Origin of the sequence: Acinetobacter sp. ANC 3882 (assembly GCF_022549545.1) — a bacterium.
Taxonomy (GTDB): Bacteria; Pseudomonadota; Gammaproteobacteria; order Pseudomonadales; family Moraxellaceae; genus Acinetobacter.
Window position 1 is genome coordinate 271,454 of record NZ_JAKZGB010000002.1, and the last position, 15,688, is coordinate 287,141.

The 15,688-nt window shown below is 42.1% G+C and carries 12 protein-coding genes; all 12 read left to right on the forward strand.

What is annotated here, in order from left to right; translation table 11 throughout:
- The 12 genes from aroK (at position 1) to MMO42_RS06465 (ending at position 15,656) form a co-directional block, all read left to right on the forward strand.
- Positions 1–561 carry a shikimate kinase AroK gene (aroK, locus tag MMO42_RS06410; protein WP_241319762.1) on the forward strand — a complete coding sequence of 187 codons (561 nt, stop codon included), beginning with the start codon at positions 1–3 and terminating at the stop codon, positions 559–561.
- Positions 562–581: 20 nt separating this feature from the next.
- Positions 582–1,664, forward strand: a complete 1,083-nt coding sequence (gene aroB, locus MMO42_RS06415) for a 3-dehydroquinate synthase (RefSeq protein WP_241319763.1) — start codon at positions 582–584, stop codon at positions 1,662–1,664.
- Between the two features lie 19 nt (positions 1,665–1,683).
- On the forward strand, positions 1,684–2,547 hold the full coding sequence (locus tag MMO42_RS06420; RefSeq protein WP_241319764.1) for a hypothetical protein: 864 nt from the start codon (positions 1,684–1,686) through the stop codon (positions 2,545–2,547).
- 462 nt (positions 2,548–3,009) lie between these two features.
- The gene (gene gltB, locus MMO42_RS06425) at positions 3,010–7,488 is read left to right on the forward strand and encodes a glutamate synthase large subunit (RefSeq protein ID WP_241319765.1); all 4,479 of its coding nucleotides are present in this window, start codon (positions 3,010–3,012) and stop codon (positions 7,486–7,488) included.
- Between the two features lie 71 nt (positions 7,489–7,559).
- Positions 7,560–8,981 carry a glutamate synthase subunit beta gene (locus MMO42_RS06430; protein ID WP_241319766.1) on the forward strand — a complete coding sequence of 474 codons (1,422 nt, stop codon included), beginning with the start codon at positions 7,560–7,562 and terminating at the stop codon, positions 8,979–8,981.
- A gap of 199 nt (positions 8,982–9,180) precedes the next feature.
- Positions 9,181–10,584 carry an MFS transporter gene (locus MMO42_RS06435; protein ID WP_241319767.1) on the forward strand — a complete coding sequence of 468 codons (1,404 nt, stop codon included), beginning with the start codon at positions 9,181–9,183 and terminating at the stop codon, positions 10,582–10,584.
- A 121-nt stretch (positions 10,585–10,705) separates the two neighbouring features.
- Complete coding sequence (locus MMO42_RS06440) at positions 10,706–11,596, forward strand: metal-dependent hydrolase (protein ID WP_005147324.1); 891 nt, start codon at positions 10,706–10,708, stop codon at positions 11,594–11,596.
- A 172-nt stretch (positions 11,597–11,768) separates the two neighbouring features.
- Positions 11,769–12,359 carry a LemA family protein gene (locus MMO42_RS06445; protein WP_005147322.1) on the forward strand — a complete coding sequence of 197 codons (591 nt, stop codon included), beginning with the start codon at positions 11,769–11,771 and terminating at the stop codon, positions 12,357–12,359.
- A gap of 36 nt (positions 12,360–12,395) precedes the next feature.
- Positions 12,396–13,463: a TPM domain-containing protein gene (locus MMO42_RS06450; RefSeq protein ID WP_241319768.1), complete on the forward strand. Its 1,068-nt coding sequence runs from the start codon at positions 12,396–12,398 to the stop codon at positions 13,461–13,463.
- Positions 13,457–14,017, forward strand: a complete 561-nt coding sequence (locus tag MMO42_RS06455; RefSeq protein ID WP_241319769.1) for a TPM domain-containing protein — start codon at positions 13,457–13,459, stop codon at positions 14,015–14,017. Before MMO42_RS06450 ends, MMO42_RS06455 begins: the two co-directional genes overlap by 7 nt.
- A gap of 420 nt (positions 14,018–14,437) precedes the next feature.
- Positions 14,438–14,929: a pilin gene (locus MMO42_RS06460; RefSeq protein ID WP_241319770.1), complete on the forward strand. Its 492-nt coding sequence runs from the start codon at positions 14,438–14,440 to the stop codon at positions 14,927–14,929.
- 244 nt (positions 14,930–15,173) lie between these two features.
- Positions 15,174–15,656 carry a pilin gene (locus tag MMO42_RS06465; RefSeq protein ID WP_241319771.1) on the forward strand — a complete coding sequence of 161 codons (483 nt, stop codon included), beginning with the start codon at positions 15,174–15,176 and terminating at the stop codon, positions 15,654–15,656.
- The last annotated feature ends 32 nt before the right edge of the window (positions 15,657–15,688 follow it).

Consider the following 15,688-nt stretch of genomic DNA (forward strand, 5'->3'; position numbering starts at 1 on the left):
ATGAATATAGGTGGCGCGTTGCCAAGCAAAGCGTTTGAAACCCTACCAAATATCTATTTGGTAGGGCCAATGGGGGCAGGGAAAACAACAGTTGGTCGGCATTTAGCAGAATTGTTAGGTCGCGATTTTATTGATAGTGATCATGAAATCGAGCGTAAAACAGGTGCGACAATTCCATGGATTTTTGAAAAAGAAGGGGAAGTCGGATTTCGATTGCGTGAAACCAATGTATTGAATGACTTAACCTCTCGTTCATTTTTGGTATTGGCGACGGGCGGTGGTGTGGTGACTCAACCCCAAAATCGCGAATTTTTAAAACAACGTGGTATTGTTATTTATCTTTATACGCCTGTAGAGCTGCAATTACAGCGTACCTATCGCGATAAAAATCGCCCATTATTACAAGTCGAAAATCCAGAACAAAAATTACGAGATTTATTGGCGGCGCGAGATCCTTTATATCGCGAGGTTGCTCACTATATAATTGAAACAAATCAAGGTGCGGCGCGGGATTTAGCACAACGTATTTTGAACGTTATTTTATCTAAACAAGTTAAGTAGTTTCTGGTTGGTTTAAGTTTATGCAAACGTTACATGTTGAGTTAGGTGATCGTCGTTATCCCATCTTTATTGGTAGTCATTTAGATCCCAAAGCATTGCTCGAACCGTATTTACATGGCCGACAAGTGATGTTGGTGTCCAATACCACTGTTGCACCCTTGTATCTCGAACATTATGTGAATGCGTTAACCCAGTTGGATAAGCAAGTTGCGCAATGCATTTTGCCAGATGGCGAAAAGTATAAAGATATTCAGCATCTAAATTTAATTTTTGATGCTTTATTGGAAGCTGGTTTTAACCGTGATTGTACGGTATTGGCCTTGGGCGGTGGTGTAATTGGTGATATGGCGGGTTTTGCATCTGCTTGCTTCCAACGTGGTGTTTATTTTGTGCAGGTACCTACGACCCTGTTATCCCAAGTAGATTCAAGTGTGGGTGGTAAAACAGGGATTAATCATCCTTTAGGCAAAAATATGTTGGGTGCTTTCCAGCAGCCACAGGTCGTGCTTGCCGATATGGCACAACTTGAGACGCTGCCTGACCGTGAGCTTTCGGCAGGTTTATCTGAAGTCATAAAATATGCGCTATTGGGTGATATTGATTTCTTGGCTTGGTTGGAGCACAACATAGATGCTTTGGTTGCGCGTGATGCAAACTTGTTAGCAGAAGCGGTTTATCGCTCATGCGCACATAAAGCACGGATTGTGGCCAATGATGAGAAAGAACAAGGGGAGCGTGCATTACTCAACCTTGGACATACTTTTGGCCATGCGATTGAATCATACTTGGGCTACGGTACATGGCTGCATGGTGAGGCGGTTGCTACGGGGATGGTCATGGCTGCCGATTTGTCGCATCGTTTAGGTTGGATCTCTGCTGACGACCTGCAACGTACAAAAAATATCATTCAACGTGCCCATTTACCGATATCATGTCCCCAAATTCCACTAGATGAATTCTTGGCTTATATGTCGCATGACAAAAAAGTCTTAAATGGTCAATTACGCTTGGTTTTATTGAAAAAATTAGGACAAGCGGTGATTACCAAAGATTTTGATGTTGAGCTGATGAAACAATCTATTCTTGCAAATCAATCTGCATAATTAATCATTTGGGAAAAGCATGGCTGTATCACGATCAATTTGGCAAAACATTCAACAATATAGCTGGCTAGTCTTTGCTGTGGCTTGTTTAATTGCTGCATTGATATTTTGGGGTGTGACCGATAGTAAAGCATTGGTAGAAGAACAGCAGCCATCGGAAACTGAAACTCAAGTACAAATTCAGCCAGAAAAAGTTGCCGCAACTGCTCATCTTGGGGCACTCTCGGATGAAGTGAAACCATTGGACTTAACCACGCGTGTCGTGGTGTCCAATGAGCATGCACCTGAATTTCGCGGCACAAAATTTATCAGCGAAAATCAACGTCAATGGACCATGGAAATTTTCCGTAGTTCAGATGAAGCGATTGTAAAAAACTTTCTGTTGAATCGTGAAGATCGCAAGAAGTTTGTTTATTTCCGTTTGAGTGGCGAAGACCAAGTTGAGCAATATGTTTTGGCTTATGGTGTGTTTTCGAGTGCAGAAGACGCGACGCGTCAATTTGCACAATTAAATTTAGCCCTTCCAGGATCTGTTCAGCCAAAGCCAGCTCAATTGTCAAGCTATGCGGCATTGGTCAATGATTTGGGTTCTGATGAAATGAAATCGGCAACCAATCAGCTCTATGCCGTACAGTTAAGACCAGCAGCATTGCCTAGAGTAGATGAGAGTTTACTTATAGGAAGTAGTACATCTCAGAGTAAGACTGCTGTACGTGCTGCAGAGCCATCAACAGTGAAGACCACCGTCACACAACGTGATGCGCAAGGTAATGTTGTGAATGTGAAGCAGAGCCAATCTGCACCAAAACCGCCAACAAATGTTGAAAAAATAAAAGAAAATTCAGATGCTTCGAAACGAGAAGTAAGCGATCCATTTAATTAATACTGCACTATAATTGTGCATATATGATTCTTTTTATAGCACCATGATATTTTTTGGTGCATTTTTATGCGCGAAAATGAGTGCTCTCCTCTACTTAATTCAATGTTATTTTAACTTTTTTAATGATTTAGTAATTTTTTATATTTATGGCATGTTTTTTGCTTTTTTGTGGTGCTAATTTATCTGCTCATTGCCCTTTTTTGTACTAAATGATTCATTAATTGGGTGAAATGGAAAGTTTTCGTGCTTTACAAACATTGGTGAAGGTGTAATAACTGAAAACACTTTATATGGTGAAATGCGCTGATTCTTGTTAAGGAAAGACGTATATTGCAAATTCGCCATGAAAAATGTTTTTGCGAAGCATTGAACTTTATATGAGTTGATCGGCAATATCGCAGAAAGTGAATTGATTGTTTGTTGCTCGAAAGAGCCATGTTGAAAGAAGGGTACGCTATGCACATGCCATCGCCTAATACTGTAGCTCCCGCTCAAGGTTTATATCAGCCTGATGAGTTTAAGGATAACTGTGGTTTTGGTCTGATTGCCCACATGAAGGGTGAATCAAGCCATCATCTGGTCGAAACTGCGATTCACAGTTTAAGTTGCATGACGCACCGTGGTGGTATTGCCGCGGATGGTAAAACGGGAGATGGGTGCGGGTTGTTATTGGCTATGCCAAAACAATTTTTCCGTGATGAAGCTCAAAAGTTAGGTACCAATCTGACCGAGATTTTTGCTGCTGGTACGGTATTTTTAAATATTGATCCTGCTTTAGCTCAAAATGCAAAAAATATTCTAAATAAAGAAATCGAAGCTGCTGGTTTGACTGTTGCAGCATGGCGTGTCGTTCCAACCAATAATGATGCTTTAGGTGAAATTGCACTGCAATCATTACCTGCATTTGAACAAATTCTTGTCAATTGCCCAATGGGTTTAACTGAGGTTGAGTTTAACCGTAAACTCTTCTTGGCGCGCCGTCGTGCAGAACAATTATTACAAAATGATCCACTTTTTTATGTGACGACGTTGGCAACGACTGTTATCACCTATAAAGGTTTGATGATGCCAGCGGCAATTGCTGACTTCTATACCGACTTGGCGGATGAACGCTTAAAATCACATATTGTGGTGTTCCATCAACGTTTCTCAACCAATACATTGCCGCGTTGGCCATTGGCTCAGCCATTCCGTTACCTTGCGCACAATGGTGAAATCAATACCATTACTGCGAACCGTAACTGGGCTTTGGCGCGTACACCAAAATTTGAAAACCCATTACTACCAGGTTTAACCGAGTTAAATCCAATTGTGAACCGTACTGGTTCGGATTCATCAAGTTTGGATAACATGCTTGAGATTCTTGTTGGCGGTGGTATGGATTTATTCCGTGCCTTGCGTATGTTGGTTCCACCAGCATGGCAGAACGTTGAGACTTTAGATGCTGATTTACGTGCATTCTATGAGTTCAACTCGAAGCACATGGAAGCTTGGGACGGTCCTGCAGGTTTGGTGATTCAAGATGGTCGTCATGCAATTTGTATGTTAGACCGTAACGGTCTACGTCCAGCGCGTTGGGTGATTACTAAAAATGATTACATTACCCTTGCATCTGAGATTGGTGTATGGGGTTATGAGCCAGAAGATGTCGTATCTAAAGGCCGTGTCGGCCCTGGTCAAATCTTGGTGATTGATACCTTAACAGGAAAAGTGCTTGAGACTAAAGATGTCAGCAATCACCTTAAAAATATGCGTCCATATCGTGAATGGTTACGTGATCATGCGATTCGTTTACAAGCCAATCCACAGCTTGAAGAGCAATTAGTTGATCAAGGCTTAACTGGCGATGCATTAAAAGCAGCGCAAAAAATGTTTATGGTGACATTTGAAGAGCGCGACCAACTGTTACGTCCAATCGCAGAAAGCGGTCAAGAAGCAGTCGGTTCAATGGGGGATGATACGCCAATGGCGGTATTGTCTCGTCAAGTACGTCATGTTTCTGACTACTTCCGTCAGCAGTTTGCACAAGTGACCAACCCACCAATTGATCCATTACGTGAATCGATCGTGATGTCATTGGAAACTTGTTTGGGTCGTGAACAGAACGTGTTCGAGCAAGGCCCAGAGCATGCAGACCGTATCATCATTTCAAGCCCTGTATTGTCTAATTCAAAAATGCAGCAGCTTCGCGATGTTGAAAAAGAGCGCGAAGGTTATGGCGTTGTTGATATTGATCTGAACTATGTCGAAGCTGAAGGATTGCAAGCGGCAATCGCACGTATCTGTGAAGAATCAGCACAGGCCGTACGTGATGGTAAAACCTTAATCGTATTAACGGATAAAAATTTCCGTGAAGGTTTCTTACCTGCAAACGCAGCATTGGCAACAGGTGCAGTACACCATCATTTGATTCAAACGGGTTTGCGTACCGATGCGAACATTTTAGTTGAAACTGGTTTTGCACGTGATCCACATCAATTTGCAGTATTGCTTGGCTTTGGTGCGACAGCAGTTTATCCATATCTTGCTTATGATGTGATCAATGATTTGGTTGCAAAAGGCGAGTTATTGGGTGATCCAATTCAGGCGCAAGCAAACTTCCGTAAAGGCATGGAAAAAGGCTTACTCAAAGTCCTTTCTAAAATGGGTATCTCAACAGTTGCTTCTTACCGTGGTGGTCAATTATTTGAAGCAGTAGGTCTGTCATCTGAAGTCGTCGATAAATGTTTCCTTGGCGTACCAAGCCGTATTCAGGGTGCAACATTCGAAGATTTAGAGAAAGATCAGAAAAAACTGGCAACGACTGCTTGGCAGCATCGTAAACCGATTGATCAAGGTGGTTTGCTTAAATTCGTATTTGGTAAAGAGTATCACGCGTTCAACCCAGACGTGATTAACTCTTTGCATAAAGCGGTGCGTTCTGGTCAATACGTTGACTTTAAAGAATATGCAGAACTGGTCAACAACCGTCCTGTCGCAACGATCCGTGACTTGTTTAAGTTAAAAACAACAAATTCGATTGCCTTAGATCAAGTTGAAACGATTGAAGATATTCTTCCACGTTTTGACTCTGCGGGTATGTCTTTAGGTGCATTATCACCAGAAGCACATGAAGCTATTGCCATTGCCATGAATACCATTGGTGGTCGCTCGAACTCAGGTGAGGGCGGTGAGGATCCTGCGCGTTATGGCACAATCCGTAACTCGAAAATCAAACAAATTGCATCAGGTCGTTTTGGTGTAACTCCTGCATATTTAACTTCTGCTGAAGTGTTGCAGATTAAAGTTGCACAGGGTGCAAAACCAGGTGAGGGTGGTCAGTTACCAGGTGGTAAAGTGAATGGCTTAATTGCACGTTTACGTTACTCAGTGCCAGGTGTAACACTAATCTCTCCACCGCCGCACCATGATATTTATTCGATTGAAGATTTATCGCAGTTGATCTTTGATTTGAAACAAGTCAATCCTCAGGCGATGGTATCGGTAAAATTGGTGTCTGAGCCAGGTGTTGGAACGATTGCGGCAGGTGTTGCAAAAGCCTATGCCGACTTCATTACCATTTCTGGTTATGACGGTGGTACAGCAGCATCACCACTTTCATCGATTCACCATGCGGGTTCGCCATGGGAGCTCGGTTTAAGTGAAGCGCATCAAGCGCTTCGTGTGAACGACTTACGTGGTAAAGTCCGTGTTCAAACCGATGGTGGTTTGAAAACAGGTTTAGACGTGGTGAAAGCGGCAATTTTAGGTGCTGAAAGCTTTGGCTTTGGTTCAACGCCAATGATTGCCCTCGGCTGTAAATACCTACGTATTTGTCACTTAAATAACTGTGCAACGGGTGTTGCAACGCAACAAGACCATTTACGTCAAGAGCATTATATTGGCGAGCCAGAAATGCTGATCAACTTCTTCAAGTTTATTGCTGAAGAAACACGTGAATGGTTAGCTGCACTTGGTGTTGCATCATTAAAAGACTTGATTGGCCGTGTTGATTTACTTGAAGTTTTACCGGGTGAAACAGACAAACACGCGCATCTTGACCTCAGTGCACTATTAACTTCGCATCCTGCTGCTGAAGGTAAGGCGCAATATTGCCAAGTTCAAGGCAATGCACCATTCGATAAAGGTGTGTTGGCGGAGAAAATGGTGGCAGAGATGTTACCTGTAATTGAAGCAGGTGCAGGTGGCTCATTCAACTTTACCGTGGGTAACTGTGACCGTTCAATTGGTGCGCGTATCTCAGGTGAAATTGCACGTCGTTATGGCAACTTGGGTATGGAAAACAGCCCCGTGGTGATGAATCTTGTTGGTACAGCAGGTCAGTCACTTGGTGTTTGGAACGCGGGTGGTTTGCATATCAAACTTGAAGGTGATGCAAACGATTACGTGGGTAAAGGTATGGCGGGTGGTCGAGTTTCGATTTTCCCACCAAAAGGTTCACCATTCCAAACGCAAAATACCGCGATTATTGGTAACACCTGTCTATATGGTGCGACTGGCGGTAAAGTCTTTGCTGCGGGAACTGCGGGCGAGCGTTTTGCGGTTCGTAACTCTGGTGCATTTGCCGTGATTGAAGGTGCGGGCGACCACTGTTGTGAATATATGACAGGTGGTGTGGTGACAGTACTTGGTAAAGTTGGTCATAACTTCGGTGCAGGCATGACAGGTGGTTTTGCTTATGTACTTGACCTTGATAATGACTTTGTTGACTACTATAACCACGAACTTATTGATCTTAATCGTATCTCTACAGAAGCGATGGAAGACCACAAAGAAAATCTACTGCGTATTCTTGACGAGCATATCCAAGAGACGGGTAGTGCTTGGGCCTACAAGATCCGTAATGAGTTCGACTTCTATAGTCGTAAGTTCTGGCTGGTAAAACCAAAAGCTGCTAATTTGCAAACGCTTTTGAAAACAACCCAAGCTGATCCACAATAATTCCACGACTGCATAGACATAGGCAGGTGCAGAGATGAATGACATCGCTGCGCCTACCCACGGAGAGAGACATGGCAGAACGCCTGAATAATGACTTTCAATTTCTGGATGTAGCACGCCAAGATCCAGAGAAAAAAGATATTACTGTCCGCAAGGCAGAGTTTGTGGAAATTTATAAACCTTTTACTGCGGAAGTGGCTGCGAATCAGACCCACCGTTGTTTAGGCTGTGGTAACCCGTATTGTGAATGGAAATGTCCTGTACATAACTACATTCCAAACTGGTTAAAGCTGATTGCAGAAGGTCAAATTTTCCAAGCCGCTGAACTTTGCCACCAAACCAACACCTTGCCAGAAGTATGTGGTCGTGTTTGTCCACAAGACCGTTTGTGTGAAGGTGCTTGTACCTTAAACGATGGTTTTGGTGCGGTGACCATTGGTAATGCTGAAAAATATATTAACGATACAGCCTTTGCATTAGGCTGGCGCCCAGATATGTCTGGGGTTAGATGGACTGATAAAAAAGTAGCAATCATTGGGGCAGGTCCAGCAGGCTTAGGCTGTGCGGATATTCTTGCACGGGGTGGCGTAAAACCAGTGGTATTTGATAAACGTCCTGAAATTGGCGGTCTTCTTACATTTGGTATTCCAGAATTTAAAATGGAAAAAGATGTAATGAAGCGTCGTCGTGAAATCTTTACAGGAATGGGTATTGAGTTCCGTTTAAATACCGAGATTGGTGTAGACGTTACGATTGACCAATTGCTCACAGAATATGATGCCGTATTTATGGGCATGGGAACTTACACCTATATGAAGGGTGGTTTCCCTGGTGAAGATCTCAATGGTGTACATGATGCATTGGATTTCTTAATTGCCAATGTGAATCGTTGCCAAGGTTGGGAAAAAGATCCAAGCGAATACATCAATCTAGATGGTAAAAAGGTCATTGTTCTGGGTGGTGGTGATACCGCGATGGACTGTAACCGTACTTCATTACGTCAAGGGGCGCATGATGTGACGTGTGCGTATCGTCGTGATGAAAGCAACATGCCAGGTTCTGCACGTGAAGTGAAGAATGCCTATGAAGAGGGTGTAAAATTCCTGTTCAACCGTCAACCAATCGAGATTGTTGGCGAAAACGGTAAAGTGACTGGTGTTAAGGTTGTAACCACACAAATGGGTGCACCAGACAGTCGTGGTCGTCGTAGCCCTGAACCAATTCCTGGTTCTGAGGAAGTATTGCCAGCGGATGCCGTGTTACTTGCATTCGGTTTCCGTCCAAGCCCAGCAGATTGGTTTAACACTGCAAATGTAGGTTTAGATGGTTCAGGTCGTGTTGTTGCGGCTGAACAACAAGAGTTCAAGTTCCAGACCTCTAATCCAAAAATCTTCGCAGGTGGCGATATGGTGCGTGGTTCTGACTTGGTTGTAACGGCAATCTGGGAAGGTCGCCAAGCAGCTGAAGGGATTTTAGATTATCTTGGCGTGTAAGCTTTCTTTCAATATTTAAGTTTTAAATGCCCAAACCTCGTGCTTGGGCATTTTTTTATAAAAATTAAATGGGTTGGGGGGAGGTCAGCAACATTTAACGATCTAGTGGGATAACTAAAAAACTTTAACAATCGGTCAATAAATTGCTATTCTATTATTGATAATGATTATCAATTGTTAAAAATAATTAGAGAACCTTATGGCATCTAAACTCAACGATCGGCTATTAATTGCGGCACTTTATACCAGTACCTTTCTCTGCTTGGTTGACTTGAGTAGTGTTAATTTGGCCTTGACGGCCATTCAAACTCAGTTCGATAGCCATCTCGCCGATTTACAGTGGGTCATCGACAGTTATGCATTGAGTATGTCGAGTTTAATGCTGGCGGTGGGGGCCTTAAGTCAGTGGTTGGGGCGTAAACGATTGTGGTTGACGGGTGTGGTGATCTTTATTATTGGGTCCATGATCTGCGCCGTCGCACCCGCTTTTGCATGGTTGATCGTCGGACGCGTGATCCAAGGGGTTGCAGGCGCGATGCTGATTCCTTTGACCTTGGCAATTATCGTGCATCATTTTACACAGGTAGATCGGAAAGCACGGGAAATTGGTCATTGGAGTTCATTTAGTGCCTTTGCCTTAATTATTGGACCATTAATGGGTGGCCTCATGGTGCATTATCTGGGTTGGCAAAGTATTTTTTGGTTGAACTTACCCGTTGGACTATTGGCCTTAGTATTAGGTTGGAAAGGCATTGAACCAGATTCAAACCAACAGGCTGTGAGTTTTGATTATTTGGGGCTGATCTATAGTGTGATTGCGATTGCCACCTTGACCTATAGCATTATCATGGTACAACAAGCGCATATCGGTTATGTCATTGCCTTCAGCTTTTTAATCTCAATTGCCTTTAGTCTACTATTTATTCGACATCAAAATAAAACCTCAGATCCGTTGATTCCTCGGCATTTATTTCATAACCGCAATTTTTTACGTTTTAACCTGATTTCATTCTTATTGGGATTTGCTGGTTATAGTTCCTTATTTGTCTTTGCCTTATTTTATCAAGAACAAGTTCATTTGAGTGCCGCTCAAGCAGGCTGGTTGATTACACCACAATTTTTAATGCAAGCCTTAGTGTCAATCTTGTTCGGACAATTGCAGCAAAGATATGGTTCACTGTTATTGCTCAGGATTGGTTTGGTCATCTCAGGAACAGCATTGATTGGGATGATTAGTTTCCAAGCGCATTCAGCATATCCATTGTTTATTGCTTTAAGTGCCATGATGGGTGCAGGAATTGGATTGATTGTACCGAGCTCCAGTACCTTGACCATCCATTCTGTATCTCAGCAAGATGCCAGTTCTGCTGCCGCAATTTTAAATATGTTGAGACAGCTTGGATTGACTTTTGGTATTGCGGTATTGGGTACGCTCACTGCATTTGTGATCAAGTGGGCCGTGAGTCATTGGGATTATTCTCAGGCTCAAGCACAGCTTTTGGCATTCCATATTGTTGTGGCCCTGATGGGCGGACTGTTTCTCGCGGCTATATGGAGCTTGAGAAAGATTAAACATAAGGAGCTTGGAAGCCCAACCTCTTAGTGGGCTGACCAATTGTCATTTTGGTAGTTTTGGCAAATTTTATAAGCTTTTTTGCCCTGTCCCTGCCTTTTCCCTAGCGTAATACTCAAACTCAGTCTAGGAATGAATGCAGGTAATCAACATGACTCTTGCAAATGCGAGTGTGGAAAAAACGTATTTAAATCGTCCAAAAGCACTCGGGATCACGGTGCGTCGGTTGCAGTTTAATCCGAACAGAATTAAACGCCATTATTTTGCCAACTCTCCAGTGATGTCACATTTGCTTACGGCACTTTCTTCGACCTTTCCGATCGGTGAGCAGTATTTTGTGAATAGCGTGCGCAACGTCAGAGATAAAGTGCAAGATCCACAGTTGCAAGCACAAATCGCAGCATTTATTGGTCAGGAAGCAATGCATTCCAAAGCACATACGGAGTTTAATGACGCATGGCGACGAGAGGACTATAACCTAGATCGCTTTCAAGCATGGTTGGCAAAACGAGATGATGCGCTTCGAAATATTCATCCTAAATTACAATTGGCCTTAACTTGCGCTTTTGAACATTTCACCGCGATGTTGGGCGGCTATATCTTGAAGCATCCAGAAATATTAAGCACGCTGGATGATGATGCGATGAAACTGTGGGTTTGGCATGCGATTGAAGAAATTGAACATCGTTCAGTTGCTTTTGATGTGTATCAAGCCGTTTATGGCGATGATCGTATTCGTCGTTTGTTGATGCGTAGTGTAACCACGGGTTTTGCAAGCTTAACCTTATATGCAACCTCACGTTTGATTTGGCAAGATAAATGGAAAAGTATCCCGAAACTCGGAGGCAACCTGTTTGGTGGCTATTTGCTGGGTAAAATGCTTCTGCAATTAATTCCTGAATATTTATCTTATTATCAGGCTGATTTTCATCCTGCCAAACATGATTACACGCAATTGGTGAATTACTGGAAAGCCCGTATGGCGGATGAATATGGGATGGCGAGCTTTCAAGAAGAGACCGCATCTAAAATTTATAGCTAATTACATCCTAATAAAATTTGCTTAGCACGGCATTACTTTAAGATTCTTGAGTAATGCCTTTTTTATTTAAATACAAATATATCAACTTTAATAAATGTTACACAGCTGACAAAAAATCTCATTACAATGAATTATCGCAAAAATATAAAGAAAAACCTGAGGGTACGTTTTTATGAAAATCATCAAACAAACAGCACTGGCAACCGTATTGGCAAGCAGCTTATTGTTCACGGGTTGTGGTTATAACACGTTGCAAGTGAAAGACGAAGCGGTCAATGCATCTTGGTCTGAAGTGCAAAACCAATATCAACGCCGTGCAGACCTTGTTCCAAACTTGGTGAATGTGGTGAAAGGCTATGCGAAACACGAAGAACAAGTCTTGGTTGAAGTTACTCAGGCACGTTCAAATGTGGCGGGTTTAAAAGTCGATAAAGAAGTATTAGAAGATCCAGCTCTTTTCGAGAAATATCAACAGGCACAAAGTCAGCTGACTGGCGCATTATCACGTTTAATTGCTGTTTCGGAAAATTATCCAGACTTGAAAGCCAATGAACAGTTCCGTGATCTTCAAGCGCAGTTAGAGGGTACTGAAAACCGTATCGCGGTTGCGCGTAATCGTTATATTACTACGGTTCAAGATTACAATGGCTATGTCCGTCAATTCCCTCAAGCGTTGACTGCTAAAGTCATTGGCATGAAAACCAAAGAAAACTTTAAGGCGGAACAGTCTGCACAGCAAGCTCCAACAGTTTCATTTAATTAATATTTGAAATTGTTTTGAACTGTGAGGAGTCACCGTATGTTGCAAATGTTTAAGCAAAAACTAAAACAGCAGCTCTTGCCTGTTTTAACCATCGTTTTTGCAACACTGCTTTTCCAACATACGGTTTGGGCTGAAGTCGCGACTGCAACAGATCAAAGTGATGTGGTGGTTGCCGGTAAAATCATTCAAGAGCAGCAAAAAAATAAGACGGCTGCGCCAACCACGCAAAATAATGAAACTCCTGCCTTGCCACAAGTGGCCAATGATATGGCAGAGGGTGAATCGATTCGAGGTTTACCGACCTTAAACCAACCGATTATCGATCAAGCCAAAATTTTGAGTGATGCTGAAACTCAGCAACTGAATCAGAAAATCCTGAGTCTTTATCAACAAGGTAAAGCACAAGTTGGTGTGATTATTGTGCCCACAACAGGTCAAGAAGCGATTTTTGATTTTGCATTGAGAACAGGTGAAAAATGGCAGCTGGGTTCAGCAAAACGAGATAATGGTTTATTGATCGCGATTGCGGTGAATGATCGCAATATTCAAATCCTGACGGGTTATGGTTTGGAAGGGGTGCTGCCCGATTTAGTATTGAGTCGGATTATTCGAAATCAGATCACGCCTTATTTTAAACAGGGGCAATATGCACAAGGGATTTCAGCGGGTTTAGATGAAATCACTCGTATTGTGAATTTAGACCCTGAGATTGCACAACAAGCTGCTCAAGAACTTAAAGATCGCCATGAGCAGGCCTTACACGCACAGCAAGCCAAAGACAATACCTTAACTATGGCACTGTTTATCTTGGTTGCAGGTGTGGTGGGATCATTTATCGTCGGGAACCGTCTAAGTGCATCTACCGCAGCAGTGGCAGCAACAGTTGCAGGCTTAGTTAATGGTGCAGGTCTGGTGATGAGTTTGTTGCTCGGTGTTGGAATTTTCTTTTTATTGATTACGTCACTCGCACAGCTAATTTTCCAGATGTTCTTGTCTGGTGGCGGCCGCGGAGGCGGCGGTGGTGGTTTTGGCGGAGGCAGTGGCGGTGGTTATAGTGGCGGCGGCGGTAGCTTTGGCGGGGGAGGAGCATCAGGCTCATGGTAACCAAAACAGATACAACACAGATCATTACTCAGCCTAAACTGGATGAGCATGTTCAACCGAGTTTGAAACGTTGGTTTAAACACTTTCTCTATGTTTCATCAGCACACCGTTATTTTAGTAAGCAAGATCGTACCGAGATTGCTAAAGCAGTACAGCAGGCTGAAAAGGGTCATGTCGGTGAGATTCAGGTGGTGATCGAAGGGCATATTCCCTGTTCACAGGCCTACCATCAAAATACGCGCTTACGTGCGCAGCAACTGTTTGCTGAGCTGGGTGTTTGGGACACTGAACTGAATAGTGGGGTATTACTCTATCTTAATCTGTGCGAGCGCAAAGTTGAAATTGTGATTGATCGTGGTTTAAAAAATGCCACACCTACTGAAACATGGAATAAGATTTGTCAGGGTATCGTGCTGCAATTGGCCCAAAAGCAGTACCTACACGCCGTCAATAATGGGGTTGCGGAGATTGGGCAAGTGTTAGATCAGTATTATGTGAAAACTGAGCTTGATGACCAAAACGAATTGCCGAATGAGCCGATTATTTTAAATTAAGCTTGCTTTGCTAGAGGGTTACAAATATTGCTTGTTGTTTTTTATAAAAACGATTAATGTACAGAATGTTCTGTATGCACGCTTGTTATTAGAAGTAGTCCTTATCTTCCGATAAGTGGTAAAAAAAAATTAAATAAATAAAAATAAATTTTTTGTGAATTGAGTCGCTCAATTTACATACAAGTAGAAAATAGTCAAATTCGTTAGCTAAAAAAATGAATAATTAAGCAGTAAAGATGACGTTATTTGTCATTTTTTTTCTGAAAATGTCTGATTTGATCTTCTTTTGTACGGTGTGAATTTCTTTTAAGTCTCTGTTTTTTTAGGCTAAAATTAGCTAAGCTAAGGACTGGCATAAAACATGCTAATTACTAAATAGCTGAAAAAAGCTTATAAAAAAATATCCATTGGAGAAATGTTATGAAATCAATGCAAAAGGGTTTTACTCTTATCGAATTGATGATCGTTGTCGCGATTATCGGTATCTTGGCGGCAGTAGCAATTCCTGCATACCAAGACTATACGGTACGTGCGAAAGTTACAGAAGGTTTATCATTGGCTTCAAGTGCTAAAACTGCCGTATCAGAAAATGCAGCGAATGCGACAGGATTCAATAGTGGCTGGACTGCACCATCTGCAACACCTAACGTAACTAGTGTAGGTATTGATTCAACAAATGGTCGTATTACAATTACTTATACTACAGCAGTAGCACCAGCTGCATCTAATACCTTGATATTGAGTCCTTTAAATGGTGACCGTGCTACGGGTACAGCATTAGTATTAGGTACTCCACCATCAGCTGGTTCTATTACTTGGGTTTGTCGTTCTGCTGGAGCGGCTACTACTGTAGCTAATGCTGGTGCAGGAACTTTACTTGCAAAATATGCACCGGCAGAATGCCGTAACTAATTTCATTTTAGTTTTAGTTAAATTATGCCAATCTCTAAGATTGGCATTTTTATTTCAGAGATAGGTCAGTCGCTAAATAAGATAATTTTTCTAAGAATGAGCAAGATAGACATTATTTGTCAATTTGTGTGGAAAATTCTCTCTATGAGGGAAAAAATATTTTAATATATTGTTTTTTATGGTTTTATTTTTTGGTATGAAACATGCATAAAAAATATAAGCAATAAAATATTGGAGAAATTTCATGCAAAAGGGTTTTACGCTTATTGAGTTGATGATAGTCGTTGCAATTATCGGAATTCTTGCTTCAATAGCGATTCCAGCATATCAAGACTATACAATTCGAGCAAAAGTTATAGATGGTTTATCACTGGCTTCAAGTGCAAAGGTTGTTGTTTCGGAGAATGCAGTAAATAGTGTAATTTTCGGAAATGGATGGACACCCTCAGCAGCAACTCCAAATGTATCAAGTGTAGATATTAGCTCAGTCAATGGAAGAATTACGATTACTTATACAACAAAAGTTTCACAAGCGGGAGCTAACACATTGGTTTTAAGTCCATTGAATGGAGATCGAACATCAGGAACAGCTCTTATACAAAATGTGCCGCCATCATTAGGCTCTATTACATGGGTTTGTCGTTCAGCAGGAGCACTGACCACGGTAGCAAATGTAGGGGTGGGTAGTCTTCCTGCCAAATATGCTCCAGCAGAGTGTCGTAATTAATAAAAAATTGTTTATCAATTTAAGTTGTTAAA

Excerpts from the sequence above, each read along its gene's own strand:
- aroK (WP_241319762.1), top strand. The coding sequence starts at position 1 with ATGAATATAGGTGGCGCGTTGCCAAGCAAAGCGTTTGAAACCCTACCA.
- aroB (WP_241319763.1), top strand. The coding sequence starts at position 582 with ATGCAAACGTTACATGTTGAGTTAGGTGATCGTCGTTATCCCATCTTT.
- MMO42_RS06420 (WP_241319764.1), top strand. The coding sequence starts at position 1,684 with ATGGCTGTATCACGATCAATTTGGCAAAACATTCAACAATATAGCTGG.
- gltB (WP_241319765.1), top strand. The coding sequence starts at position 3,010 with ATGCCATCGCCTAATACTGTAGCTCCCGCTCAAGGTTTATATCAGCCT.
- MMO42_RS06430 (WP_241319766.1), top strand. The coding sequence starts at position 7,560 with ATGGCAGAACGCCTGAATAATGACTTTCAATTTCTGGATGTAGCACGC.
- MMO42_RS06435 (WP_241319767.1), top strand. The coding sequence starts at position 9,181 with ATGGCATCTAAACTCAACGATCGGCTATTAATTGCGGCACTTTATACC.
- MMO42_RS06440 (WP_005147324.1), top strand. The coding sequence starts at position 10,706 with ATGACTCTTGCAAATGCGAGTGTGGAAAAAACGTATTTAAATCGTCCA.
- MMO42_RS06445 (WP_005147322.1), top strand. The coding sequence starts at position 11,769 with ATGAAAATCATCAAACAAACAGCACTGGCAACCGTATTGGCAAGCAGC.
- MMO42_RS06450 (WP_241319768.1), top strand. The coding sequence starts at position 12,396 with ATGTTGCAAATGTTTAAGCAAAAACTAAAACAGCAGCTCTTGCCTGTT.
- MMO42_RS06455 (WP_241319769.1), top strand. The coding sequence starts at position 13,457 with ATGGTAACCAAAACAGATACAACACAGATCATTACTCAGCCTAAACTG.
- MMO42_RS06460 (WP_241319770.1), top strand. The coding sequence starts at position 14,438 with ATGAAATCAATGCAAAAGGGTTTTACTCTTATCGAATTGATGATCGTT.
- MMO42_RS06465 (WP_241319771.1), top strand. The coding sequence starts at position 15,174 with ATGCAAAAGGGTTTTACGCTTATTGAGTTGATGATAGTCGTTGCAATT.